The organism is Thiomonas bhubaneswarensis (genome assembly GCF_001418255.1).
Lineage (GTDB): Bacteria > Pseudomonadota > Gammaproteobacteria > Burkholderiales > Burkholderiaceae_C > Thiomonas > Thiomonas bhubaneswarensis.
In genome coordinates this window covers 1-22259 of record NZ_LIPV01000011.1, presented here as the reverse complement: position 1 = coordinate 22259, position 22259 = coordinate 1, and the positions used below count along the sequence as shown (strand labels likewise).

The following is a 22259-nucleotide window of genomic DNA, read 5'->3' as shown; positions in this document are numbered from 1 at the left end:
ATGACCCGTCTCACCGCGCTGCAGCGCATTCTCACCCTGGGGGCGATGACCGCCTTCGCCCCGATGTCCATCGATATGTACCTGCCGGGCTTCACCGCCCTGCAGCACGATCTGCGCACCACGCCCGAGGCGGTGCAGCGCACCTTGGTGGTGTTTTTCATCGGACTGGCGCTGGGCCAGGCTTTCTGGGGGCCGGTGTCCGACCGGTACGGGCGCAAGCGGCCGCTGCTCATGGGCATCGTGCTCTACGTTGTGGGCTCGCTGGGCTGCGCCTTGGCCACCTCCATCGACGCCCTGATGGCGTGGCGACTGCTGCAGGCTCTGGGCGGGTGCGCAGGCATCGTGATCGCTCGCAGCATGGTGCGGGATCTTTACGAGCCGGTCGATGCGGCGCGGGTGTTCTCCCGGCTCACGCTGGTGCTCGGGGCGGCACCCATTCTGGCGCCGCTGGCGGGCGCCGCCCTGGTTCAGACCTGGAGCTGGCGCGCGATCTTTCTCGTGCTGGTGGCGTTTGGCGTCGCCTGTCTGCTGGCTGCGCTGGCCTTGCCGGAATCGCTGGCGCCCGGCGCGCGCAGCAGTGCCCGGCAACACCCGGTGCGCAACGCCTTGCGTACTTACGGCGATTTGCTGCGCGACCGGCGCTTCATCGGCTTCGCGCTCAGTGGTGCGTTGGGGCAGTCGGCCATGTTTGCCTACATCGCCGGAGCGCCGTTCGCGCTCATGCAGGTGTATGGCCTGAGCCCGGCGCAGTTCGGCTGGGTGTTCGGGGCCAACGCCCTTGGCCTGATCGCGGCGTCGCAGCTCAACCACGCGCTTCTGGCCCGCGTGGCCAGCGATGCGCTGCTACGTCGCGCGCTGCGCAGCCTCACGGTTTGGGCAGTGTCGATGGTGGTGCTGATCGCGCTGGGCGCGGGCGGCCTCTGGGGCGTGGTCGTTCCGCTGTTTCTTGCGTTGTCCAGCCTGGGATTCTCGTTTCCGAACGCGACGGCGCTGGCGCTGGCGCACCAGTCGGGCCGGGTGGGCAGCGCCGCCGCGCTGATCGGCAGCATCCAGTTCACGCTCGCAGCGGTCAGCGGCACGGCTGTCGGCCTGTTCAGCGCGCACAGCGCACTGCCGATGGCCGGGGTGTTCTGCGCCTTTGCCGTGCTGGCGCTGTTGGCCAACCAGCGCCTCACACCGCGCTGACGGCGTCGATCGGATGGGTCGATCAGAGCGCCGCGATCGCCTGTTCCAATTCGGCAAAGCTCTGCATCTGGCCGCTGGCGTGCAGCTCCACGCCAAGTTGCCGACCCACGCGCACTGCCGAGAAGATGCCCCGCACCACGGGTTTGCCGTCGGTTTCGAGCACCAGCGCGTGCTGGCGGCCGGAATGACGCAGGGTGAGCACGATTTCGGCCACGGTGGAGCGCAGCACCTCGGCGTAGTCGAGCACTTCGATGTGCTGCTGCGGCACCATGCACTGCGCCACAGTGACCGCGTCGCTCGGAATCTGGTTCTCAGTGGCAGCGCGTACGGGCTTTTCGCCCATCAGATCGCGCGCCGTGATCAGGCCGACGACATGGCGCGAGGCGTTGGTGACCAGCAGCAGTCGCACCCCGGCGTGCATCATTTTCTGCAGCGCGTTGTTGGCCGTGGCGTCGGGATCGATGGTGAAGGCGGGGGTATGACGCAGATCGGTCATCACATCGGTGGCCGGGGAATCCGGGGTGACGCTGCCCGGACGGCCGTGGTCGAACTCGATCACCGGCGTGCCCGCCGGAAGGGGATGATGATGCAGATGGCGTTGTGTGGACATGAGGAGGCTCTCCCGAAAAAAGTGAGGCGATTGCTGCGGTGCAATACGTCTTTCGATGCTCTCAATTTAGTCCGTGCTGCGCTGCCCTGTTGTATCGAAATGTCGTTGCCGACCGTGTTGCGACGACGCTTTGGCCTTCGCTTGGGTCTCGCTTCGCGGTAAGACTCACCGCAGCGTGCGGTCAGAAATCGAGCGGGTCCACATCCACGGCCCAGCGCACCCGCGAGCGTTGGGCGGCGAGGGCGCCGCGCCATGAAGTCAGCATGCGCTGCAAGGCACCGCGATGCTGGCTTTCGAGCAGCATCTGCATGCGGTGAACATCGGCCACGCGCGCCAGCGCGGCGGGAATCGGGGGGTAAAGCGTCACGCCTAGGGGCTGCGCCAGGGGCACGGCCAGTTGTTGTGCCGCGGCGAGAAATTCGACCACGGCATCGAAGCTGCGGTGCTCGGCGCGCAGCAGCGCCTGGAAGGTGAACGGCGGCATGCCTCCGCGCTCGCGTTCGATCAACTCGGCCTGGGCGAAGCCGGGATAGTCGTGCGCGACCAGCGCCCGGTACAGCGGGTGCTCGGGGTGGCCCGTCTGCACCAGCATCTCCGGCGCCGATGCCTCGGACCCATCCTGATCCGACACCGCTCGCCCCGCGCGCCCGGCGGCCTGCATGAGCTGTGCGAAGAGGCGCTCGGGACCGCGCGGATCGTGGGTGAACAAGCCCGCGTCGGGATTGAGCGCGGCCACCAGCGTGACCCGCTGAAAGTCGTGGCCCTTGGTCACCATCTGCGTGCCCACCAGAATGTCCACCTCGCCGGCGTGCACGCTGTCGAAACGGCTTGCCGCCGCGCCCTTGCGGCGAGTGCTGTCGGCGTCGATGCGGGCGATGCGGGCCTGGGGGTATTTTTCCGCCAGCGCCTCCTCGACCCGCTGCGTGCCCTTGCCCACGGGCTGCAGATCGAGACTGCCGCAGCCCGGACAGGCGCGGGGCACGGCGGCCTGGAAGCCGCAGTGGTGGCAGCGCAGAGTGCGGTCGGTGCGGTGAAACACGAGGTGGGCATCGCAATGCGGGCAGTCCGACATCCATCCGCAGTCGGGGCAGCTCAGCACCGGGGCGTAGCCGCGGCGGTTGAGGAACAGCAGGCTTTGTTCGCCGCGTTCGAGCCGCTGGCGCAGCGCGGCGTCGAGCGTCTGGCCGATCAGGGCGCCGCTCGCGCGCAGGGTCGGGTCGCGCCGAGTATCGGCCAGGCGCACCCTGGGCAGCACGCCGCTGGCGCGCTGGGTCAGGGTCAACAGCGTGTAGCGCCCGGTCTGCGCCGCGCGCCAGCTCTCCAGCGAAGGTGTGGCCGAACCGAGCACCACCGCGATGCCGAGCTGCCGCCCTCGCCACAAGGCCAGGTCGCGCGCCGAGTAGCGGGCGCCTTCCTGCTGCTTGTATGAGGTGTCGTGTTCCTCATCGACCACGATCAGCCGCAGCGACGGCATCGACGCCAGCACCGCCAGTCGGGTGCCGAGCACGATGCGCGCCCGCCCGGTGTGCGCCGCCAACCAGTGGCGCAGCCGCTGGCCCTCCGACAGTCCGCTGTGCAACACCGCCAGATGCGCCGCGCCGAAGCGCTGCTCGAAACGGCGGACCAGTTGCGGCGTGAGGTTGATTTCTGGTGTGAGAACCAGTACCTGCGCGCCGGGCTTGCGCTGCAGCACCTGCGATGCAGCCTGCAGATAGACCTCGGTCTTGCCGCTGCCCGTCACCCCGAACAGCAGGAAGGGCGCAAACCCGTCGCTGGCGGCAATGGCCTGCAGCGCCTGCGCCTGCTCGGGATGAAGGTCGGGTGCGGGCATCGACGCGGCCGAGGGCGCGGTATCGACGAGTTCCACCCAACCGGCCTGCGCCCACTCGGCCAAGACCTGTCGTGCCTGAGGATGCAGGCTGCGCGCCTCACTCAGGGCGAGGGGGGCGGAATCCGCCGGGTCGGGCGGCGCGTCGGCAGCCTCCGGGCCGGGCACGCCCAACGCCCGAGCCAGCCTCCAGAGCGCCACGCTGCGCCTGGCGAGGCTGGCGCCTAGCTCTTCAAGGCCAGCCTCGGTGCAGCGGTAAACGAGATCCTGGGGCGTCGTCGTCGCGAGATCGGCGGGCTTGCGGTTGCGCAACTGCGCTGGCAGCGCCGCGCCGATGACCTCGCCCACGGCGCGCTGGTAGTAGCGTGCGACAAATTGCAGCAGCTCGCGCCAGGCCGCGTCGAGCGGGGGCAGGGTGTCGAACGCCGCCTCGATGGGTCGCAGCGCGATGGCGCGCGGGGAATCGTCCATCGCGGTGCACGCCATCACCACGCCGCTGACCGTCTGCCGACCCAGCGGCACCCGAACCAGCGTGCCCGGGGCGAGGGGTGTCTCGGCGCTGTAATCGAGCAACTGAAGGCCCGGCGCGTCAACGGCAACCTGATGGACAAAGCACATGAGTTGAGCGCGGGTGATGAAAATCGGAGGACGAAATCGGCGCTAAGTCGGCGTGAATGCAGGGCAAATGGAAGCGTGGAGCAGGATGTGGATAACTCTGTGCATCAATCCTGTGCGGGTCGGCGTTCAAGCTGTGGATAAGCCTGTGCAGAACAATTTGCCAAATTGTGAAATATCGAAAACTTTAGCGAAAATCAATAACTTGAGTGATGTAATTTCAAGTCAAGTCTGTGATCAACTTGCTGCGCTGCAAAGGAACCAAGAATGTGCATAAGCTGATTCGAGGCCCTTGACAAAGCGCCGATTTTTGCTTCTCGGCTGGGGCAAGAGCCCGTCACGCGAAGTTCGGACGATGCTGGCAGCAAGCCGATCTCAACGGCGATGCAACTGGCGGCTATGGCTGTGCACGGCCTCGACCAGAGCCGAGACATGCTCGGGTGGCGTGAACTGCGAAATGCCATGCCCCAGGTTGAACACATGCCCCGCGCCAGCCTCGACCGGGCCGAAGCAGTCGAGCAGTCGGCGGGCCTCGGTGGCGATCGCTTCGGGCGGGGCGAACAGCACCGTAGGATCGAGGTTGCCCTGCAGCGCCACTTTGTGCCCGACACGGGCGCGGGCGCGGCCCAGATCGGTGGTCCAGTCCAGCCCCAGGGCGTCGGCTCCGGTGTCGGCCATGGCTTCGAGCCACTGGCCGCCGCCCTTGGTGAACAGAATGACCGGCACGTCGGCCGCGTCGGCATGGGCCTTGAGCGCCGCAATCACCCGCTGGCTGTACGCCAGTGAGAAGGCCTGGAAGGCGCCATCGGCCAGCACGCCGCCCCACGAGTCGAAAATCATCACCGCCTGGGCGCCGGCGTCGATCTGCGCCGCCAAGTATTGCGCCACCGCTTCGGCGTTCACCGAAAGAATGCGGTGCATCAGATCGGGGCGGGCATAGAGCATCGTCTTGACGGTGCGGTAGTCGTCGCTGCCACCGCCTTCGACCATGTAGCAGGCCAGCGTCCACGGGCTGCCGGAAAAGCCGATGAGCGGCACGCGCTGGGTGCCGTTCTGCACCAGGGCGCGACGAATTTGCGCCACTGCATCGAACACATAGCGCAGCTTGTCCATGTCGGGCACGGCCAGCGCGGCGACATCGGTCTCGGTGCGCAGCGGGCGGTCGAACTTCGGGCCTTCCCCCGCCGCAAAGCGCAGGCCCAGCCCCATCGCATCCGGCACGGTGAGGATGTCGGAGAACAGAATGGCCGCGTCCAGCGCGTAGCGGTCCAGCGGCTGCAGCGTCACCTCGGTGGCGAAGTCGGGGTTTTGCGCCAGGCCGAGAAAACTCCCGGCGCGCGCGCGGGTGGCGTTGTACTCGGGGAGATAGCGCCCGGCCTGGCGCATAAGCCAGAGCGGGGTGTAGTCGGTGGGCTGGCGGCGCAGGGCGCGCAGGAAGGTGTCGTTGGCGAGAGGGGCGGTCATGCCGGTATTGTCGCAGACCGCCCTCTGACTCTCAGCGCCTTGGCATGGATCAATCCATGCCGAATTCGCGGCGTTTGAGATAGAGCTCGCCGAGTGTGCCGATGACCTGATTGGAGATGCGGGCATATTCGCCCCCGGCCTGCAGTTGCTGCAGGGCTTCCTTCTGCTGATCGGCCATCGCCTGCTCGACCACGCCGGCCGCCACCCGGTGAAACGCCGCATGTTCTTCGAGCAAGCGGGTGAAAAGACGTTGCGTGTCGGCGCTCAGCGCCGGGCGCTGGTCGCGAATCGCATAGAGCCACTTGCCCAGGTCACAGCGGTTGTCCAAGGCGATCACGGCGGGGTCGAGCGTGTTGCACGAGCCGCTGACGCAATCGTGCAGCCGTTTCTTCCAGGCCTTGTGCGCGTTGGTTGCCGAGAAGAAGTTGAGTTCCATACGCCCTCCCTGGGTGTCGGTTCGGAAACCGAGCATTTCACCGAATAGGGTTCAGATTAACAATGTAAAGGCGTCTCTACAATGCAGCAAGACAAGCGCTGGATGGATCATGCGGGCATGAAGGCTCTACGATTGGCGCCATCACACCTTGGCGGGGACAGGAGGAACACAGTGCAACAACAACCCAAGCATGGGCGTCTCTTCTGGCTGGGCAATGCCGTACTGGCGCTGGCCGCCGTGTTTCTGCTGTTCATCGATCAAGTCGCGCAATGGCTGGGTACTGGAGCCATGGCGCTTTGGATGGGAATGGCGGCCTTGGGCGTCTATCTCATCGTGAAGGACGGCGGGAAGTGACTGCCCCCAGGGCAGACCAACCCTCCCTGGGGCTGCTCAAGGCGCTCCTGCTGAGGTGGGGGCTGCCTGCCGTGGTGCTGCTGATCACGTTGGGGTCGGTCGCGGTATCCATTGTGATCGCGGCGGGCCTGACCTATCTCGTGTTCGACGGCACCATGGGGCTTCCCGCCTGGGTCATCACCATCGCCACGCCGTCGCTGATCGCACCTGTGATGACCTATCTCACGCTGCGGCTGGTTCTGCAGCTCGAACGTGCCCGCGCCGAACTCGATCACGCCGTGCACCACGACCCCCTGACCGGACTGCATAACCGGCGCTATTTCATGCAGGCGTTGCAGCAGCAGATCCAGCAGGCCGAAGCCACGGGCGCCAGTTTCGCCGTGGCCATCATCGATGTGGACAATTTCAAGGCCATCAACGATCGTCACGGCCATCTGGGCGGCGACGAAGTCTTGCGGCACCTGGTGGCGCAATGTCGCGAGCAACTACGCGCCTCCGATGTGTTCGCCCGCATCGGCGGCGAAGAATTCGCCCTGCTGATTCGCGACGCCGATCTGGAGAAGGCGCAGCAGTGCGCCGAGCGTTTCCTGCACGCAGCGCAGGCGCGACCAGTGGTCATGTCCCAGGGGCCGCAGCCGGTGACCATCAGCATCGGCCTAGCGTTGTTCCACCAGGGCATGACCCACCTCGATCGGGTCTTGCGTCTGGCCGATCAGGCGCTTTACGCCGCCAAGCGCAATGGCAAGAACCGTATCGAAGTGGGCTGCTGCGCAGCGGGTTAATTGCGAAAAAACAGCGCGCTCATCACCAGGCCGATGATGACGATGCCCCAGCGCATCACGTCGCGGGGAATGCGCCGCGCGGCGCGCGCGCCCACATAGCCGCCGAGCAGCACGGCGGGCAGCATCACCGCAACCCAGCGCCACTGCACCGTGCCCGCTGCAGCGTAAATACCCACGGCGAACAGGGTGAGCACGGCGGAGACGGCATTTTTCAGCGCATTCATCCGGTTGAGGTGGGTTTCGCCAATCAGGGTCAGCAATGCCAGCAAGAGCACGCCGAGCCCGCCGTTGAAATAGCCGCCATACACGCTCACCACGAACAGACCGAGCAGCGCCTGAGCTCGCGAGGCGTGCTGCTCGGGGTGGCGACCGATCCAACGCAGCAGGGTCGGCCCGAAGGCGAACAAGGCCGTGGCGAACAGCAGCAACCAAGGCACCAGCGCCCGAAACGCCTGATTGCTGGTGGTGATGAGCAACCCCGCGCCCAGGCCGCCGCCCACCAGACAGGTGGCCAGCAGCGCGGTCATGCCGACGGCTCGCGGCGGCCCCAGATCCTCGCGGAAGCCCCAGGTGCTGGCGACATAGCCCGGCAGCAGGGCGGTGGTGCCGGTGGCGTTGGCGGCCACGGGCGGAACGCCGGCGTAGATCAGCGCGGGAAGGGTGAGGAAGCTACCGCCTCCGGCTGCGGCGTTCAGCGCAGCGCCCAGGAAAGCGGCCAGCGCGACCAGCGCCAGGGTGAAACCATCGAAAGGCATGAGACTGTCACACAAAAAGCACAAGCATACGCACAGCGGTTGGTTTGCCCGGCGCCTGTCGCGCTGTTTGTAGTCCAATGCCGCTTTCCTTCAGTAACACATTTCGCCCGATCATGGCCACCAGTCTGCTCGCCCTTCTCGACGACATCACCACGGTGCTGGACGACATCGCCGTGCTCACCAAGCTGTCGGCGAAAAAGACCGCGGGCGTGCTGGGCGATGATCTGGCGCTCAACGCCCAGCAGGTCACCGGCGTGCAGAGCAACCGCGAGATTCCGGTCGTGCTGGCCGTGGCCAAGGGCTCGTTGATCAACAAATCCATTCTCGTGCCGCTGGCCCTGGCCATCAGCGCGTTTGCGCCCTGGGCCATCACACCGCTGTTGATGGTGGGCGGTCTTTACCTGTGCTTCGAGGGTGCCGAAAAGCTGGCGCACAAGTTCTTTCACCACGACGCGGAGGATGCGGCGCATCACGAAAAGCTGACCGAAGCGCTCATACACACCGAGGTGGATCTGCTGGCGCTGGAGCGCGACAAGGTCAAGGGCGCGGTGCGAACGGATTTCGTGCTGTCGGCCGAGATCATCGCCATCACCCTGGGGGCCGTGGCCCAGGCGAGCTTCGCCACGCAGGTGGCGGTGCTCGTGGGCATTTCGCTGCTGATGACCGTTGGGGTTTATGGTCTGGTGGCCGGCATCGTCAAGCTCGACGATGCCGGGCTCTACCTGAGCCGTCAGACCTCCGCCGCGGCGCAGCGGCTTGGCCGGGGCATCCTGGCCGCAGCGCCCTGGCTGATGAAGGGCTTGAGCGTGGTCGGCACCGCGGCCATGTTTTTGGTGGGCGGCGGCATCATCGCCCACGGCTGGCCCTGGCTGCATCACGCCAGCGAGAGTCTGGCATATCGCGTCGGTGCAGGCTGGGGTTGGCTGACACCGCTGCTGTTCGACGCCGCCACCGGCATCATCGCGGGCATCGCCGCCGTGCTCGTCTGGACGGGGGTGCAGAAACTGCGCGCGGCGGTGTCCTGACGTTTTTACCCCGCGAGCATGGCGGCGATCTGGTCCTTGAGCAGCAGCCGCTCCTTTTTTAGGGTTTCGAGATAGGCGCCGTCTGCGACGCGCACGCCTTCTTCGATCTGCACGGTTTCCTTGTTGATCTCTTCATACCGCTCGGCCAGTTTGTGGAAGTGGGCGTTGCTGGTCTTCAGGCTGTGGATCTTGTCGGCGAGGGCAGGGAATTCATGGGCGAGATCGTGTGGGTCGAGGGTCATGGACAAGGCTCCCAAAGTGAGGATCAAACCCAAACCATAAAGCGATTCAGTCCGGGCTGCCACCGCCACGCGCAAGTTCGCGACGTATTCAGGGGATGACGGGCAGCAAGACCCACATCCGGCCGGGCCACTGCATGCGTCCGGCGAGTTCACCGGCGGCATCGCCCGTGCCGGTGAACAGGTCGGCCCGCACGGTGCCGGTGATGGCCGAGCCCACGTCCTGGGCGAAGACCAAACGGTTGAGCGGCTGCGGTGGCGTGCCGTTCGCATAGGGTTGCGAGGTGGACAGCCAGACCGGCAGACCCAGCGCGATGGATCGCTTGTCCACGGCGATGCTGCGCATGGCCGTCAGCGGCACGCCCAGCGCGCCCACCGGCCCGCGTTGCGGATCGGTGTCGAGCGCAGCGGTGAAAAACACCACGCGAGGGTTGGAGGCCAGCATCTGCGGCACTTCGTCCGGGTGCATCTGCGCCCAGGCGCGGATGACCGACATGGTGACCGTGCCCTTGACGCGCCCGGTGTCGAGCAGCCACCGGCCCACCGACTTGTAGGGCCAGCCATTGGTGCCGGCATAGCTCAGCCGCAGGTCCTGGCCGTCGGGCAGACGCACCAGGCCGGAGCCCTGCACCTGGAGAAACAGCGCGTCCACGGCGCTGTCGAGCCAGACCACCACGCTGCGGTCGAGCGCGGCCTGCACCGCCGGATCGGCCTGGATCTGCGCCCGGTTCCAGTAGGGCAGGATGCGCTGCTGGCCATCGACCCAGGCCACACGCCCGCCGCTGATGCCGTCGTTGCCAGGCGCGCGCGGCACCAGGTCGGCAGGCAGCCCCCAGACCGGCACGACATAAGGCCATTGTCGGGTGAGCGAGCCGTGCAGCACCGGCTCGTAATACCCGGTGATCAGCCCGGCATCCTTGCCCTCGGCTGACTGGATCTGCCAGGGTGCGAACTGCGCCTGGAAAAACGCCCGCTGCGCCTGCGTGTCGTTCGGCGGCACCGAAGCAGCCCGGGCGCAGACCTCGGCGAGGGCCTCGGGAAGCCGTGCCGAGCAGTCGCGGCGGAATGCCTGCCAGACGTAGCCGAAGTCATCCTGCGACCAGCCGGGCAGGTCGCTCCATGAAGCAGCCGTCAAGGTCACCCCGGAACCGGTCAAGGCTGTCGTCGTGCCCGGCGGGGTGGTCGGCCAGGCCGGTGCGGGCATGGCCGCGGTCGGCGCGCTGGTGGTCGTGGGCGTCGGCGTCGTGGCACACGAGGCCAGCAGGCCGACCACGAGGCACAGCAGCGCGGCCCGCGCACTGCGTCCCACAACGCTCAGCGCCGCGCCTTTCATGCGGGGTCTGCGGACGCTGCTGAGCGCGGCGGCAGGATGAATGTCCACGGCCGACGCAGCAGTCGGCGCGCGATGCTGGCGTAGATGGCGCGGCGCTCCTTGACGTGGATGCCTCGGGCACGCAAGGCCAGTCGGTAGGCCAGATAGAAACTCACGCCGACGTTGAGCACGCCGTTGACGGCTATCCCGGCCAGCGCCCACCAGAACGCCGGGTCGTTCACCACCGCGGGCCCCAGACTGGCGCAGGCCGCGCCGAACATGCCCGATGACAGGGTGACGTGGCGCACCTGAAGATCGATGCCGAAAATGTGGAAAAACTCCGGCGTCAGCCCCAGCAACAGGCCGAGCGACACATTGCCTGCCATCACTCCGATGTTGCGTCGCCACCAGGTGGCCCAACGCGCGGCGCGCTGCGGCCCCAGGCGACGGCGGATGCGCGGATTCCAGGCCAGTGCGCTGTCGAGCCGGTGCAGGACAAAGGCGTTCTCCGCCCAGCCCGCAATCACGCTGGAAAGAAACAGCAGCACCCCGGTGAACGCGGCAAACAGCGGGGTCGGCCCGAGCAGCGACAGCGACTCAAGCTCATGCTCCGCCTTGGGTACGGGCAGGAACTGCGGGCCGAACCAGGCCAGCCCGCCCAGGCCGATGAGCAGCGCCACGGGCATGACCATCAGCACATTGCCGAACACCCCGGCCGACTGCGAACGGGTGAGGTTGGCGACCTCGTCGACGAAGCGCTCCACGCCGCCGGGCTTGGACAGCTCGGCGAGCTTGTCGGCCATCGCCGGCGCCGTCATCGCCGGTTGCTTGGTGGCGATGGTCCAGTGCAGCAGTTGCACGATGACGAAGCTCACGGCGTAGTTCAACCCTGCGAGCAGGCCGGTCCAGAACAGTGCACTCTGCAGCCCGAGAATGCCGATCTTGATCCAGGTGGTGAACCCCATGATCAGCCCACCGCCCATGGCCGCGCCCAGCATGGCGCGGTATTCGCGGCGGTCGCGGGTGATGTAATGCTCGCCCGACTCGGCGTGGCGCTCGGCCATTTTCCTGGCCAGCAGCGCGGTGTTGTGTCGCCACAGCGCGCTCAGGCTGCGGCGTTGCGCGTTCAGGCGCACCAGGGTTGCGAACAGATGAACGGTGTCGCGTGCCGGGGTGTCGCCCACGAGGCAGTTCAACAGCGCCTCGGCGCGGTCGATGCGCTGGTGCAGCTGATGCAGCACATAGACCAGGCTGACGGAGGTGCCATAGTCTTCAAGGTGGCCGGTGACCGAATCAGCCTGCTGACGGCAGGCGGCCAGTCCGGCGCGCAACAGGGTCAGCGACTGGCTCAATGCATTCGGCTCGGCGGATGCGTCGTTGGTCAACAGCGCCTTCACCTGCTCATACTGCGCCGCCAGATGCTTGAAGGGCGCCTCGACATCCATGTCCAGCGCGTTGTTGCGCTGCATGCGCGAGCGCAGGTCGGGCGAGAAGCCGGTGGCGCGGATCTGGCTGATGGTGTAGGTCAGCGCGTCGAGCAGCGCAGTGCGCCAGAGCGCCGCGGTGGCAGGCAGGTCTTGTGCGTGCTTGACGGCGACGGGCGTCGCCAGCAACTCGGTCAGGCGGTGAAGCGTGCGCGTGTCGAGCGCCTCCAGCCAGACTGCATCGTGCTCGTGCGGGAAGAACAGCGAGAACAGAACGGCCAGATCGCGTGTTTCGGGCGACTGGGGCAGCCACTTGTTGCGCAAACGCTCGCCGAACTCGCTGAAAAACGAGGGACGCTGGCTGAAGCCGAAATCCGCCAGCAGCAAGGTGGCGTCGGTGTGCCGCAACACCCCCCCCAGAATGGCCGCGATGTCCGCGCGGCGCTCGGGCTGGCCGTCGAGCACGTCGAGCAGCAGGTTGAGCCGCTCGATCTCCTCGGGCAAGGCGGCATCGCCCGGGGCCGCTGTGGGCGCGAGCGTCAACTCAGCGCGCAGAACTTCGGGGGGTGGGCCGTGGCGCAGCCAGTCCAGCGCCTCGATGACCCAGAACCACTGCTCTACGGGCTGCGATTGCGAATGGGCTGCGGCAATCAGCGTGCGCAGTCCCTCGGCCGCGAGCGCGGCGGCCTTGCGCGCCCGCCTGGCGGCAAAACCCATCAATGCAGGCTCCGCGGCTGCACCAGTGCAAACTCGGGAATGACCGCCTCGAAGCGCGTCCCGTCTTCGGCGACGCAGAAATAACTGCCCCTCATGCTGCCCATCGGCGTGCTCAGTTGCGACCAGCTGGTGTACTCAAACGCCTCACCCGGTTTGAGCAGGGGCTGCTGACCCACCACCCCCAGGCCTCTGACTTCCTCCACCTTGCCCGCGCCGTCGGTGATGATCCAGTGGCGCGAAATGAGCTGCGCGCTCACGCCGCCGGTGTTGATGACGGTCACCGTGTAACTGTAGGCATAGACCCCCTGCTCCGGGTCGGACTGCTCCGGAAGAAACTGCGGGATGACCGAAACGGAGAACTGGTAAGTAGACATTCGGCCAATTCTAGAAGTCTATCGGGGCTGCGCGGCGTTGGCCTAGAATCCGCAGCCATGAAAACCTACCGCATCGCCCCCAGCATTCTCTCGGCCGACTTTGCCCGTCTGGGCGAGGAGGTGCGCAACGTCATTGACGCCGGCGCCGATTTCATCCACTTCGACGTGATGGACAACCATTACGTGCCCAACCTCACCATCGGCCCGCTGGTGGCCGAGGCCATCAAGCCCTACTGCAAGAAGGCCGACGGCACCCCCATCACGCTCGATGTGCACCTGATGGTCGAACCGGTGGATGCCATCGCGCAATCGTTCGTCAAGGCCGGGGCCGACATCGTCAGCTTCCACCCCGAGGCCAGCAAGCATGTGGACCGCACGCTGCAGATGATCCGCGACGGAGGCGCCAAGGCCGGGCTGGTTTTCAACCCCGCCACGCCGCTGGGCGTGCTCGACTACGTCATGGACAAGGTCGATTTGGTGCTGCTGATGAGCGTGAACCCGGGCTTCGGCGGTCAGAGTTTCATCGAGAGCAGCCTGCCCAAGGCCCGGCAGGTGCGCGCCAAGCTCGACGCCTACAAGGCGCAGTCAGGCCGCGACATCCTGCTGGAGATCGACGGCGGCATCAAGCCCGACAACATCGCCGCGGCCGCCGCCGCGGGGGTGGATACCTTCGTCGCAGGCAGCGCCATTTTCGGCAAACCCGACTACAAGGCCGTGATCGACGCCATGCGCGCCCAGCTCGCGCAAGTCGCCTGATGGACGCGCGTAACACCACGCCTGACGGCGTGATGCTGGCGGGCCACGCCGTGCAGGGCGCCATCGTTGATCTCGACGGCACCATGATCGACACCCTGGGTGATCTGCACGCCGCCATGCAGCGCACCATGGACGTGCTGGGTCTGCCTGCGGTCAGCCGCGAGCAGGTCGAGCACCGCATCGGCAAGGGGTCGGAATATCTGGTGCTGCAAGTTTTGCGCATTCATCTGCCCGACGAGCAGGCGCAGGCCTTGTACGCCCGTGCGCTCGACACCTATCTGCAGCAATATGCCCAGCTCAACGGCGAGTTCGCCGATCCCTTTCCCGGGGTCGTCGAGGGTGTCGCCGCGCTCAAGGCCGCCGGGCTGCGTCTGGCCTGCGCCACCAACAAGCCCACCGGGCTGGCGCGCCAGCTGCTGCAGATCAAAGGCCTGCTGCAGTATTTCGAGCTGGTCAACGGCGGCGATGCCTTCCCGCGCAAAAAGCCCGATCCCATGCCCTTGCTGGAAACCTGCAAACAACTCGGTCTGCCGCCCGCGCTGGTGCTGATGATCGGCGATTCGCAGAACGACGCGCTGGCCGCACGCGCAGCGGGCTGCCCGGTGGCGCTGGTCACCTACGGCTACAACCACGGCGAGCCTATCCGTACAGCCGACGCCGACGCCTTTGCCGACCGCATCGGCGATCTACTCCCGGCCTGAGCGCAGGCCAATGAAAAAGGCGCCCTGCGAGGGCGCCTTTTTCATTGGCTTAGAGATCGCGCTCAGCTGACGTTCTGCTTCTGGATTGCGGTGTTCGACAACACGCTGGCCGGCAGCATGCGCAGCATGGCCTGATACAGCTCGGCGTTGCCCGTGCCCGGAATGATGTGCGCGCCAGGGCCCATCAGCACGATGCCGTTGGAGGGCTCGAACAGCAGTTCCACGGTTTCACCCTTGGGGATCTGCTTCACGCTGGCGAGTTGCTTGGCGAAGGCGTCCATCGCGGGCTTGAACGAGGCGTACTGCGCAGCGGACACCCCCTTCTTGACACCGGCTTCGAGCGCCTTGGCCAGCGCATCGGCCGACATGTTGGCCATGGCGGTCAGGCGGATCGACTTGGCGCCGGGCATGGTCATGATGCTGCTTGCCGACGTGGTGTTCTGCGGCAGGTAGACCGCGGCGGCCATCTTGCCGCCCATGTTCACGACGCCCGCGCCGTTGATCAGCAGCGGAACGCCGTTGGCCGGCGCGGTTTGCATGATGGGCATGCCGCCGATGTTCACGGCGGCTTGAGCACTGGCGGCACTGAAGGTGGCGGCCAGCGCAATGGCGGTCGCGGCCCAGACTTGTTTCATTGGGGACTCCTCGGGTGGTCGAATATCAGCGAAATCTTATTTTAGGAACCCGGCCCTTGGGTGTCCGGGTTTTCACCGAAACGTCGTGTTGGAGTGGTCACCAAACATGACGGCGCGCAAGCCAGCGCGCCCGAAAGGCTCACTTGCCGTCGTCGGCGTTGCCCAGCAATGCTCGTTTCAGCCGGTCTTCGGCAGGGTCTTTGCCCAGCCAGATCTTCAGCATGGAGTTGAAAAACTGCGGCTCGGTAAACACGCCGCCCGACGGAATGCCGTCGATGGCAATCGTCGTGCCCTTGCCGGGAATCTCCTGAATGGTGACCGTCTCACCCGTCTTGACCTGGCTCTTCTGCGCGAACAGGCCGCCAAGCTGCACGAGGCTGGGAATGAAGGCGTTGAATTCCTGCGGAGTCAGATTGTTCTTGACCCCTTCATTGAGTTTGTCGCCGAGCTCCTTGCCGCTGACGTCGCGCAGCATGGTGAGCTTGAGTTCCTTGGGGCCGGCCATGGTGTAGATCGCCTGCGGCTGCGAGCTTTTCTGCGGCAGGTACAGGGCGGCGGTATAGACCTTGAACAGGAAGACATAGCGGGTTCCCGCGCCGTTGAGCGTGAGCGTCTTGCCGCCGACTTCCACCTGGGACGGGATGTCCACCCCGTGCAGAGTCAGTGCCTGGGCGCTCGGCGTGGCGAGCCCTGCGGCCAGCGAAGCAAGCACGGCGGCAGCCGCAGCGAGTTTGCGCAGCGAGGGTTTGGCGCGGTGATCCATGATGTCTCCTGTAATCGAACGGTCGTTCATTTTTCGCAAAACGCCGCGCTTTGACAAGTGGATCCAGGCCCTAACATGCTCTGCACCAAGCCAAGAAGGAGATGTCATGCCCAAGGCCTTTCAGGATTTCTACCCAGACCCGCTCGCGCACTGCTACGGTTGCGGCCGTCTCAACGCGCAGGGCCATCAGATCAAGACGGTCTGGGATGGCGACGAAACGGTGACGCGGTTCACGCCCCAGCCGTATCACATCGCCGTCCCGGGGTTTGTCTATGGCGGCCTGATCGCTTCGCTGATCGATTGCCACAGCACCGGCACGGCGGCTGCGGCGATGTACCGGGCCGAAGGCCGCGAGATGGACTCGCAGCCGCCATTCCGCTTTGTCACAGGTTCGCTGCATGTGGACTTTCTCAAGCCCACACCGCTGGGCGTCGAGCTGGAAATCCGCGGGCTTGTCAAGGAAATCAAGGGCCGCAAGGTCGTGGTGACGACTACCGTGTCCGCACAGGGCGTGGCCACAGCCCGCGGCGAAGTTGTGGCGGTGCAGATGCCGGAGCATTTCGACGCCTGAACGGCCGCAGGGCGATGTGATGGGCCGGACTTAGAGAATTTGCTACATTTCTCACTCGCATTGCTCTGCACGGCTCACACTTTCATGTTCATCCATCGGCGACACGCATCGGGTTCGGGAGACCGGGGGGCCTGGCCTTGGCGGTCCTGCGTGATCGTGCCCGCTGTCGCGCACTAAAGACGGCCTGGGTTCTGCGCCTTTTGTGGCGCGGGTTCGACCCTTAGCCTCAGTCTGCGCTCCCGTGATGACCGCTGCCCGCGTGGGTCGGGCGGCAGACCCTCGAGATGAACATGACCGAACTCGAATTCAAGGAACTGGCCCGCCAGGGCTATAACCGCATTGCGCTCGTCTCCGAAGCGCTGGCGGATCTGGAAACGCCGCTTTCGCTGTACCTCAAGCTGGGGCACGGCACCGACGGTGGACGCAACACCTTTTTGCTCGAATCCGTGGTGGGGGGTGAGCGCTTCGGCCGCTACTCTTTCATTGGCCTGACCGCGCGCACGCAACTGCGGGTGAAAAACGGCCTCACCGAAGTGCTGCGAGACGGCGCCGTGGTCGAAACCTCGGATCAGCCGCCACTGGATTTCATCGAGGCGTTCCACGCCCGTTTCAAGGTGGCGCTGCCCCCGGGCATGCCGCGCTTCTGTGGCGGCCTGGCGGGCTATTTCGGCTACGACGCCGTGCGCTACATCGAGCCTCGGCTGATGGCCTCGGCTGCCAAGTACCCCAAGCCTGATCCGCTGGGCATGCCCGACATCCTGCTCATGCTGTGTGAGGAGCTGGCGGTCATCGACAATCTGTCGGGGCGGCTGTATCTCATCGTCTACGCCGATCCGGCCCAGCCCGAGGCCTACACCAAGGCGCGCTCGCGGCTGCGCAGCCTGCGCGAGCAGTTGCGCTACTCGGTCTCGGCGCCGCCCATGCAGCGCAGCAGCGTCACGCCGATCGAGCGCGAGTTCGACAAGGCCGATTACCTCAAGGCGGTCGAGCGGGCGAAGGACTACATCGCCGCCGGCGATTTCATGCAGGTGCAAGTGGGGCAGAGGCTGCGCAAGCGGTACAGCGATTCGCCGCTGTCGCTCTACCGCGCGCTGCGCTCGCTGAACCCGTCGCCGTACATGATTTACTTCAACTTCGGTGACTTTCAGATTGCGGCCTCGTCGCCCGAAATCCTGGTGCGCGAAGAAGCCGTGCCCGAGGGGCGCAAGGTCACCATCCGCCCTCTGGCGGGCACGCGGCCGCGTGGCGCCACGCCGGAGGCCGATCAGCGCAACGAGGTCGAGCTGCTGGCCGATCCGAAAGAGCGTGCCGAACATCTGATGCTCATCGATCTGGCGCGCAACGATCTGGGTCGCATCGCGCAGACCGGCAGCGTCAAGGTGACCGAGGCGTTTGCCATCGAGCGCTACTCGCACGTGATGCACATCGTGAGCAATGTCGAAGGCATGCTGCAGCCCGACCATTCCGCCATGGACGTTCTGCGCGCCACCTTTCCGGCGGGCACGCTGTCGGGCGCGCCCAAGATTCGGGCGATGGAAGTCATCGACGAACTCGAACCCACGCGGCGCGGGCTCTACGGCGGGGCGATGGGCTACTGGAGCTTTGCTGGCGACATGGATCTGGCCATTGCCATCCGCACCGGCATCGTCAAGGACAACTGGCTGTACGTGCAGGCCGCAGCCGGGGTCGTGGCCGACTCCGTGCCCGAGATGGAATGGCGGGAAACCGAGGCCAAGGCGCGCGCCGTGCTGCGCGCGGCCGAACAGGTGCAGGAAGGGCTGGACGGCTGAGCCGCAACCCGCCGCCTCCCACGAGACCCACGGAGTCCACCATGCTGCTGATGATCGACAACTACGACAGTTTTACCTACAACCTGGTGCAATATTTTGGCGAGCTCGGCCAGGATGTGCACACCGTGCGCAACGATGAGCTCGATCTCGAAGCCATCGCGGCGCTCCATCCCGAGCGCATCGTCATTTCTCCCGGGCCATGCTCGCCCAGCGAGGCCGGTATTTCCGTGCCGGTGCTGCAGTATTTCGCCGGGCGGCTGCCGATTCTGGGCGTGTGTCTGGGGCATCAGGCCATCGGTGCGGCCTTCGGTGGCCGGATCGTGCGGGCGCAGCACATCATGCACGGCAAGACCAGCCCCATCACCCACGACGGCCGCGGCGTGTTCGCCGATCTGCCCAGCCCTTACACCGTGGTGCGCTACCACTCGTTGGCGATCGAGCGCGCCAGCCTGCCCGCCGCGCTGGAGATCACGGCGCAGACCGAGGATGGAGAAATCATGGGCGTGCGCCATCGCCATTTCGCCATCGAGGGGGTGCAGTTCCATCCCGAATCCATCGAGACGGAGCACGGGCACCGATTGCTGCAGAATTTTCTGGCGCTGAAGGAGGGCCATTTCCATGACCATCAGTAATCAGGAGGCGCTGGTTCGCGTCATCGAACACCGCGAGATCTTTCACGACGAAATGATCGCGCTGATGCGGCGCATCATGACCGGAGAAATGCCGCCGGTGATGATGGCGGCGCTCATCACCGGGCTGAGGGTGAAGAAGGAAACCATCGGCGAAATCACCGCCGCCGCAACGGTGATGCGCGAGTTCGCCACGCCGGTCGAGGTGGAGGACAAAAAGCGGCTGGTCGACATCGTCGGCACGGGCGGCGATTCGGCGCGCACGTTCAACATCTCCACCGCCAGCATGTTCGTCGTCGCGGCAGCCGGGGCGCAGGTGGCCAAGCATGGGGGGCGCAGCGTGAGCTCCTCCTCCGGCTCGGCCGATGCGCTCGAAGCGCTGGGTGCGAACATTCAGCTCACGCCGCAGCAGGTGGCGCAGAGTCTGGCCGAATGCGGCATCGGCTTCATGTTCGCGCCGAACCACCATCCGGCGATGAAGCACGCGGCGCCCGTACGCAAGGAACTGGGGGTGCGCACCCTGTTCAATATCCTCGGGCCGCTGACCAATCCGGCCGGTGCGCCCAACCAACTGCTTGGGGTGTTCCATCCCGATCTGGTGGGCATCATGGTGCGCGTGCTGCAGCGTCTGGGCAGCGAGCATGCCGTGGTGGTCCATGGGCTCGATGGACTCGACGAGGTGTCGTTGTCGGGCGAGACGCTGATTGGCGAGCTCAAGAACGGCCAGATCAGCGAATACGCCATTCACCCCGGCGACCTTGGCCTGAAGGCGGCGCCACTGGAGGCGCTGCGGGTGGAGGGGCCCGCGCAGTCGATCGAACTCATGCACGAGGCGCTCAACGATGTGGATGGCCCGCCCCGCGACATCGTGGCGCTCAATGCCGGCGTGGCGCTCTATGCCGCCAATGTCGCACCCACCCTCAGCGAAGGCGTGCAGATGGCGCGCGAGACGATCGCCAGCGGCGCTGCCCGCGAGAAGATGCGGGAATTTGTTCGCGTGACCTCCGCCCTGCGCGCGCCGGAGGCGGCATGAGCGGCAAGGGAGGGTCATCGAGTGCGGCGGGGCGTCCTCAGGGCGACATCCTGCAGCGCATTCTGGCGACCAAGGCCGAGGAAGTCGCCGTCGCCCGAGCGCGCGTGCCCCTGTCGGCGCTGCGCGAGCAGGCAGCTGCCCGCAGCGCGCCGCGCGGATTTGCCGCCGCGCTGAAAGCCAAGGTGGCAGCAGGCGGCCCTGCCGTCATTGCCGAAGTCAAGAAGGCCAGTCCGTCGCGCGGCGTGCTGCGCGCCGACTTCGATCCGGCCGCGATTGCACGCAGCTACGCGGCTGCGGGCGCCACTTGCCTGTCGGTGCTGACCGACGTGACCTACTTCCAGGGCGCGACCGCCTATCTGCAGCAGGCGCGTGCCGCCTGCGATCTGCCGGTGCTGCGCAAGGACTTCATGGTCGATGCCTACCAGATCGCCGAGGCCGCTGCGATGCAGGCCGATTGCGTGCTGCTGATTGCCGCCGCGTTGCCGAGGGCGCAACTGGTCGATCTGGAGGCCGAGGCGATCAGCTACGGTCTCGATGTGCTGGTCGAGGTGCACAACGCCGCCGAACTGGAAGACGCGCTGGCGCTGCGCACGCCGCTGATCGGCGTCAACAACCGCGACCTGCGCACCTTCGAAACCCGGCTCGAAACCACGCTCGACCTGCTGGCTCGCATTCCGGCCGACCGCGTTGTCGTGACCGAAAGCGGCATTCTGGCGCCAGAGCATGTCCGTCGCATGCGCGAGGCGGGCGTTCAGGTCTTTCTCGTCGGCGAGGCCTTCATGCGCGCCGAAGATCCCGGGCTGGCCTTGCAGGCGCTCTTCGGCTCTTCGGGGTAAAGCCCTGGAATTTGACATCGCCGCAAAAATCGCTAAGAATCTGCGGTTCGCTGCGGAGAGGTGGCCGAGTGGTTAATGGCAGCAGACTGTAAATCTGCCCTCTAACGAGTACGCTGGTTCGAATCCAGCCCTCTCCACCAGGCGCCAAGTTTCGAGAAGCATCGACAAGGCCATTTCTCTCGGTGTCGCGAGTTGCGGTCGGTGATGGCAGGGTTGGTGGGTGTTGAGGTAGATGAACGGCAGTTGACAGGCGGAGTGCAGCCTTGATCGCGCCAGCTCAGGGTTAGCGTGGCAAGGCGGGAGTAGTTCAATGGTAGAACCTTAGCCTTCCAAGCTAATGGCGCGGGTTCGATTCCCGTCTCCCGCTCCACCTCCTGTCTTGCGTATCGGTTGTCTTTCAGGATCTTTCGTTTTTTGCATTGAGCGCGTTGGCGTTCATGCCCATGTGGCTCAGTGGTAGAGCACTCCCTTGGTAAGGGAGAGGTCGCGGGTCCGATTCCCGCCATGGGCACCAGTTGATTTCGTTGTTTTGTCGATCATTGTTGGCTTGAGGAGTTTGAATCATGGCGAAGGAAAAGTTTGAGCGGACCAAGCCGCACGTCAACGTGGGCACGATTGGTCACGTGGATCACGGCAAGACCACGCTGACGGCGGCCATCACCACCGTGCTGTCGGCCAAGTTTGGCGGTTCGGCCAAGAAATACGACGAGATTGATGCCGCTCCTGAAGAGAAGGCCCGCGGCATCACCATCAACACCGCGCACGTCGAATACGAGACCGCCACCCGTCACTACGCCCACGTCGACTGCCCCGGCCACGCCGACTACGTCAAGAACATGATCACCGGCGCTGCCCAGATGGACGGCGCCATCCTCGTCGTCTCCGCAGCCGACGGCCCCATGCCCCAGACCCGCGAGCACATCCTGCTCGCCCGCCAGGTCGGCGTGCCCTACATCGTCGTCTTCCTCAACAAATGCGACATGGTCGACGACGCCGAGCTGCTCGAACTCGTCGAAATGGAAGTGCGCGAGCTCCTCTCCAAGTACGACTTCCCCGGTGACGACACCCCCATCATCAAAGGCTCGGCCAAGCTCGCCCTCGAAGGCGACAAAGGCGACCTTGGCGAGAAGGCCATCTTCAACCTCGCCGACGCCCTCGACAGCTACATCCCCACGCCCGAGCGCGCCGTGGACGGTGCCTTCCTCATGCCCGTCGAAGACGTGTTCTCCATCTCCGGTCGCGGCACCGTCGTGACCGGCCGTATCGAGCGCGGCATCATCAAGGTGGGCGAAGAAATCGAAATCGTCGGCATCCGCCCCACCCAGAAGACCACCTGCACCGGCGTGGAAATGTTCCGCAAGCTGCTCGACCAAGGTCAGGCCGGCGACAACGTGGGCATTCTGCTGCGCGGCACCAAGCGTGAAG

23 protein-coding genes and 3 tRNA genes are annotated in these 22259 nt (G+C 65.8%); 15 read left to right on the top strand and 11 right to left on the bottom strand.

Annotation, left to right across the window (positions count from 1 at the left end; genetic code table 11):
- Complete coding sequence (locus tag ASC45_RS13585) at nucleotides 1–1185, top strand: Bcr/CflA family efflux MFS transporter (protein ID WP_055451577.1); 1185 nt, start codon at nucleotides 1–3, stop codon at nucleotides 1183–1185.
- A 22-nt stretch (nucleotides 1186–1207) separates the two neighbouring features.
- Here ASC45_RS13585 and ASC45_RS13580 read toward each other — a convergent pair whose 3' ends face one another.
- The 4 genes from ASC45_RS13580 to ASC45_RS13565 form a co-directional block, all read right to left on the bottom strand.
- On the bottom strand, nucleotides 1208–1795 hold the full coding sequence (locus tag ASC45_RS13580; protein ID WP_055451576.1) for a CBS domain-containing protein: 588 nt from the start codon (nucleotides 1793–1795) through the stop codon (nucleotides 1208–1210).
- Between the two features lie 181 nt (nucleotides 1796–1976).
- Nucleotides 1977–4241, bottom strand: a complete 2265-nt coding sequence (locus ASC45_RS13575; RefSeq protein WP_055451575.1) for a primosomal protein N' — start codon at nucleotides 4239–4241, stop codon at nucleotides 1977–1979.
- Between the two features lie 372 nt (nucleotides 4242–4613).
- The gene (gene hemE / locus ASC45_RS13570) at nucleotides 4614–5702 is read right to left on the bottom strand and encodes a uroporphyrinogen decarboxylase (protein WP_055451574.1); all 1089 of its coding nucleotides are present in this window, start codon (nucleotides 5700–5702) and stop codon (nucleotides 4614–4616) included.
- A gap of 49 nt (nucleotides 5703–5751) precedes the next feature.
- Entirely contained in the window at nucleotides 5752–6138 is a 387-nt protein-coding gene (locus ASC45_RS13565) for a CZB domain-containing protein (protein WP_055451573.1), read from the bottom strand.
- Nucleotides 6139–6309: 171 nt separating this feature from the next.
- On the opposite strand from ASC45_RS13565, the gene ASC45_RS13560 reads away from it, so the two are divergent.
- Nucleotides 6310–6492: a hypothetical protein gene (locus tag ASC45_RS13560; protein ID WP_055451572.1), complete on the top strand. Its 183-nt coding sequence runs from the start codon at nucleotides 6310–6312 to the stop codon at nucleotides 6490–6492.
- Nucleotides 6489–7274, top strand: coding sequence for a GGDEF domain-containing protein (locus tag ASC45_RS13555; RefSeq protein ID WP_055451571.1), 786 nt, complete (start codon nucleotides 6489–6491; stop codon nucleotides 7272–7274). Before ASC45_RS13560 ends, ASC45_RS13555 begins: the two co-directional genes overlap by 4 nt.
- On the opposite strand, the gene ASC45_RS13550 is transcribed toward ASC45_RS13555, so the two are convergent.
- A complete protein-coding gene (locus tag ASC45_RS13550) occupies nucleotides 7271–8029 on the bottom strand; it encodes a sulfite exporter TauE/SafE family protein (protein WP_055451570.1) in 759 nt (252 codons plus the stop codon). The genes ASC45_RS13555 and ASC45_RS13550 overlap by 4 nt on opposite strands.
- Before the next feature lie 113 nt (nucleotides 8030–8142).
- Here ASC45_RS13550 and ASC45_RS13545 point away from each other — a divergent pair, with 113 nt between their 5' ends.
- Complete coding sequence (locus ASC45_RS13545) at nucleotides 8143–9054, top strand: DUF808 domain-containing protein (protein WP_055451569.1); 912 nt, start codon at nucleotides 8143–8145, stop codon at nucleotides 9052–9054.
- A 5-nt stretch (nucleotides 9055–9059) separates the two neighbouring features.
- On the opposite strand, the gene ASC45_RS13540 is transcribed toward ASC45_RS13545, so the two are convergent.
- From ASC45_RS13540 to apaG, 4 genes are all read right to left on the bottom strand, one after another.
- Nucleotides 9060–9296: an HP1242/YdcH family protein gene (locus tag ASC45_RS13540; protein WP_055451568.1), complete on the bottom strand. Its 237-nt coding sequence runs from the start codon at nucleotides 9294–9296 to the stop codon at nucleotides 9060–9062.
- A gap of 88 nt (nucleotides 9297–9384) precedes the next feature.
- Nucleotides 9385–10626 (bottom strand): murein transglycosylase A, encoded by a 1242-nt coding sequence (gene mltA / locus ASC45_RS13535; RefSeq protein ID WP_072243077.1) that lies wholly within the window; start codon nucleotides 10624–10626, stop codon nucleotides 9385–9387.
- Nucleotides 10623–12746: a site-specific recombinase gene (locus ASC45_RS13530; protein ID WP_055451567.1), complete on the bottom strand. Its 2124-nt coding sequence runs from the start codon at nucleotides 12744–12746 to the stop codon at nucleotides 10623–10625. Before ASC45_RS13530 ends, mltA begins: the two co-directional genes overlap by 4 nt.
- Complete coding sequence (apaG, locus tag ASC45_RS13525; protein ID WP_055451566.1) at nucleotides 12746–13120, bottom strand: Co2+/Mg2+ efflux protein ApaG; 375 nt, start codon at nucleotides 13118–13120, stop codon at nucleotides 12746–12748. The genes ASC45_RS13530 and apaG overlap by 1 nt, the downstream gene beginning before the upstream one ends.
- A gap of 57 nt (nucleotides 13121–13177) precedes the next feature.
- On the opposite strand from apaG, the gene rpe reads away from it, so the two are divergent.
- Nucleotides 13178–13876, top strand: coding sequence for a ribulose-phosphate 3-epimerase (gene rpe / locus ASC45_RS13520; protein ID WP_055451565.1), 699 nt, complete (start codon nucleotides 13178–13180; stop codon nucleotides 13874–13876).
- Nucleotides 13876–14577, top strand: a complete 702-nt coding sequence (gene gph, locus ASC45_RS13515) for a phosphoglycolate phosphatase (protein WP_055451564.1) — start codon at nucleotides 13876–13878, stop codon at nucleotides 14575–14577. The genes rpe and gph overlap by 1 nt, the downstream gene beginning before the upstream one ends.
- 62 nt (nucleotides 14578–14639) lie before the next feature.
- Here gph and ASC45_RS13510 read toward each other — a convergent pair whose 3' ends face one another.
- Both ASC45_RS13510 and ASC45_RS13505 read right to left on the bottom strand, forming a co-directional pair.
- Nucleotides 14640–15212: a chalcone isomerase family protein gene (locus ASC45_RS13510; protein ID WP_055451563.1), complete on the bottom strand. Its 573-nt coding sequence runs from the start codon at nucleotides 15210–15212 to the stop codon at nucleotides 14640–14642.
- A gap of 139 nt (nucleotides 15213–15351) precedes the next feature.
- On the bottom strand, nucleotides 15352–15975 hold the full coding sequence (locus tag ASC45_RS13505) for a chalcone isomerase family protein (protein WP_055451562.1): 624 nt from the start codon (nucleotides 15973–15975) through the stop codon (nucleotides 15352–15354).
- 106 nt (nucleotides 15976–16081) lie between these two features.
- On the opposite strand from ASC45_RS13505, the gene ASC45_RS13500 reads away from it, so the two are divergent.
- The 9 genes from ASC45_RS13500 to tuf form a co-directional block, all read left to right on the top strand.
- Nucleotides 16082–16546, top strand: a complete 465-nt coding sequence (locus ASC45_RS13500) for a PaaI family thioesterase (RefSeq protein WP_055451561.1) — start codon at nucleotides 16082–16084, stop codon at nucleotides 16544–16546.
- 290 nt (nucleotides 16547–16836) lie between these two features.
- Nucleotides 16837–18336: an anthranilate synthase component I gene (gene trpE / locus ASC45_RS13495; protein WP_055451614.1), complete on the top strand. Its 1500-nt coding sequence runs from the start codon at nucleotides 16837–16839 to the stop codon at nucleotides 18334–18336.
- A 41-nt stretch (nucleotides 18337–18377) separates the two neighbouring features.
- A complete protein-coding gene (locus ASC45_RS13490) occupies nucleotides 18378–18968 on the top strand; it encodes an anthranilate synthase component II (protein WP_055451560.1) in 591 nt (196 codons plus the stop codon).
- A complete protein-coding gene (gene trpD / locus ASC45_RS13485) occupies nucleotides 18955–19998 on the top strand; it encodes an anthranilate phosphoribosyltransferase (protein WP_055451559.1) in 1044 nt (347 codons plus the stop codon). Before ASC45_RS13490 ends, trpD begins: the two co-directional genes overlap by 14 nt.
- Nucleotides 19995–20834 (top strand): indole-3-glycerol phosphate synthase TrpC, encoded by an 840-nt coding sequence (trpC, locus tag ASC45_RS13480; protein WP_055451558.1) that lies wholly within the window; start codon nucleotides 19995–19997, stop codon nucleotides 20832–20834. The genes trpD and trpC overlap by 4 nt, the downstream gene beginning before the upstream one ends.
- Nucleotides 20835–20888: 54 nt before the next feature.
- A tRNA-Tyr gene (locus ASC45_RS13475) sits at nucleotides 20889–20974 on the top strand.
- Between the two features lie 156 nt (nucleotides 20975–21130).
- Nucleotides 21131–21204 (top strand) — tRNA-Gly (locus ASC45_RS13470).
- Between the two features lie 69 nt (nucleotides 21205–21273).
- A tRNA-Thr gene (locus tag ASC45_RS13465) sits at nucleotides 21274–21348 on the top strand.
- Nucleotides 21349–21397: 49 nt separating this feature from the next.
- Nucleotides 21398–22259 (top strand): elongation factor Tu (tuf, locus tag ASC45_RS13460; RefSeq protein WP_055451557.1); only part of this gene is annotated, 862 nt, incomplete at its 3' end.

Bases quoted from the DNA above. Each gene is read 5' to 3' on its own strand.
- ASC45_RS13585 (WP_055451577.1), top strand. From the start codon at position 1: ATGACCCGTCTCACCGCGCTGCAGCGCATTCTCACCCTGGGGGCGATG.
- ASC45_RS13580 (WP_055451576.1), bottom strand. From the start codon at position 1,795: ATGTCCACACAACGCCATCTGCATCATCATCCCCTTCCGGCGGGCACG.
- ASC45_RS13575 (WP_055451575.1), bottom strand. From the start codon at position 4,241: ATGTGCTTTGTCCATCAGGTTGCCGTTGACGCGCCGGGCCTTCAGTTG.
- hemE (WP_055451574.1), bottom strand. From the start codon at position 5,702: ATGACCGCCCCTCTCGCCAACGACACCTTCCTGCGCGCCCTGCGCCGC.
- ASC45_RS13565 (WP_055451573.1), bottom strand. From the start codon at position 6,138: ATGGAACTCAACTTCTTCTCGGCAACCAACGCGCACAAGGCCTGGAAG.
- ASC45_RS13550 (WP_055451570.1), bottom strand. From the start codon at position 8,029: ATGCCTTTCGATGGTTTCACCCTGGCGCTGGTCGCGCTGGCCGCTTTC.
- ASC45_RS13545 (WP_055451569.1), top strand. From the start codon at position 8,143: ATGGCCACCAGTCTGCTCGCCCTTCTCGACGACATCACCACGGTGCTG.
- ASC45_RS13540 (WP_055451568.1), bottom strand. From the start codon at position 9,296: ATGACCCTCGACCCACACGATCTCGCCCATGAATTCCCTGCCCTCGCC.
- mltA (WP_072243077.1), bottom strand. From the start codon at position 10,626: ATGAAAGGCGCGGCGCTGAGCGTTGTGGGACGCAGTGCGCGGGCCGCG.
- ASC45_RS13530 (WP_055451567.1), bottom strand. From the start codon at position 12,746: ATGGGTTTTGCCGCCAGGCGGGCGCGCAAGGCCGCCGCGCTCGCGGCC.
- apaG (WP_055451566.1), bottom strand. From the start codon at position 13,120: ATGTCTACTTACCAGTTCTCCGTTTCGGTCATCCCGCAGTTTCTTCCG.
- rpe (WP_055451565.1), top strand. From the start codon at position 13,178: ATGAAAACCTACCGCATCGCCCCCAGCATTCTCTCGGCCGACTTTGCC.
- gph (WP_055451564.1), top strand. From the start codon at position 13,876: ATGGACGCGCGTAACACCACGCCTGACGGCGTGATGCTGGCGGGCCAC.
- ASC45_RS13510 (WP_055451563.1), bottom strand. From the start codon at position 15,212: ATGAAACAAGTCTGGGCCGCGACCGCCATTGCGCTGGCCGCCACCTTC.
- ASC45_RS13505 (WP_055451562.1), bottom strand. From the start codon at position 15,975: ATGGATCACCGCGCCAAACCCTCGCTGCGCAAACTCGCTGCGGCTGCC.
- ASC45_RS13500 (WP_055451561.1), top strand. From the start codon at position 16,082: ATGCCCAAGGCCTTTCAGGATTTCTACCCAGACCCGCTCGCGCACTGC.
- trpE (WP_055451614.1), top strand. From the start codon at position 16,837: ATGACCGAACTCGAATTCAAGGAACTGGCCCGCCAGGGCTATAACCGC.
- ASC45_RS13490 (WP_055451560.1), top strand. From the start codon at position 18,378: ATGCTGCTGATGATCGACAACTACGACAGTTTTACCTACAACCTGGTG.
- trpD (WP_055451559.1), top strand. From the start codon at position 18,955: ATGACCATCAGTAATCAGGAGGCGCTGGTTCGCGTCATCGAACACCGC.
- trpC (WP_055451558.1), top strand. From the start codon at position 19,995: ATGAGCGGCAAGGGAGGGTCATCGAGTGCGGCGGGGCGTCCTCAGGGC.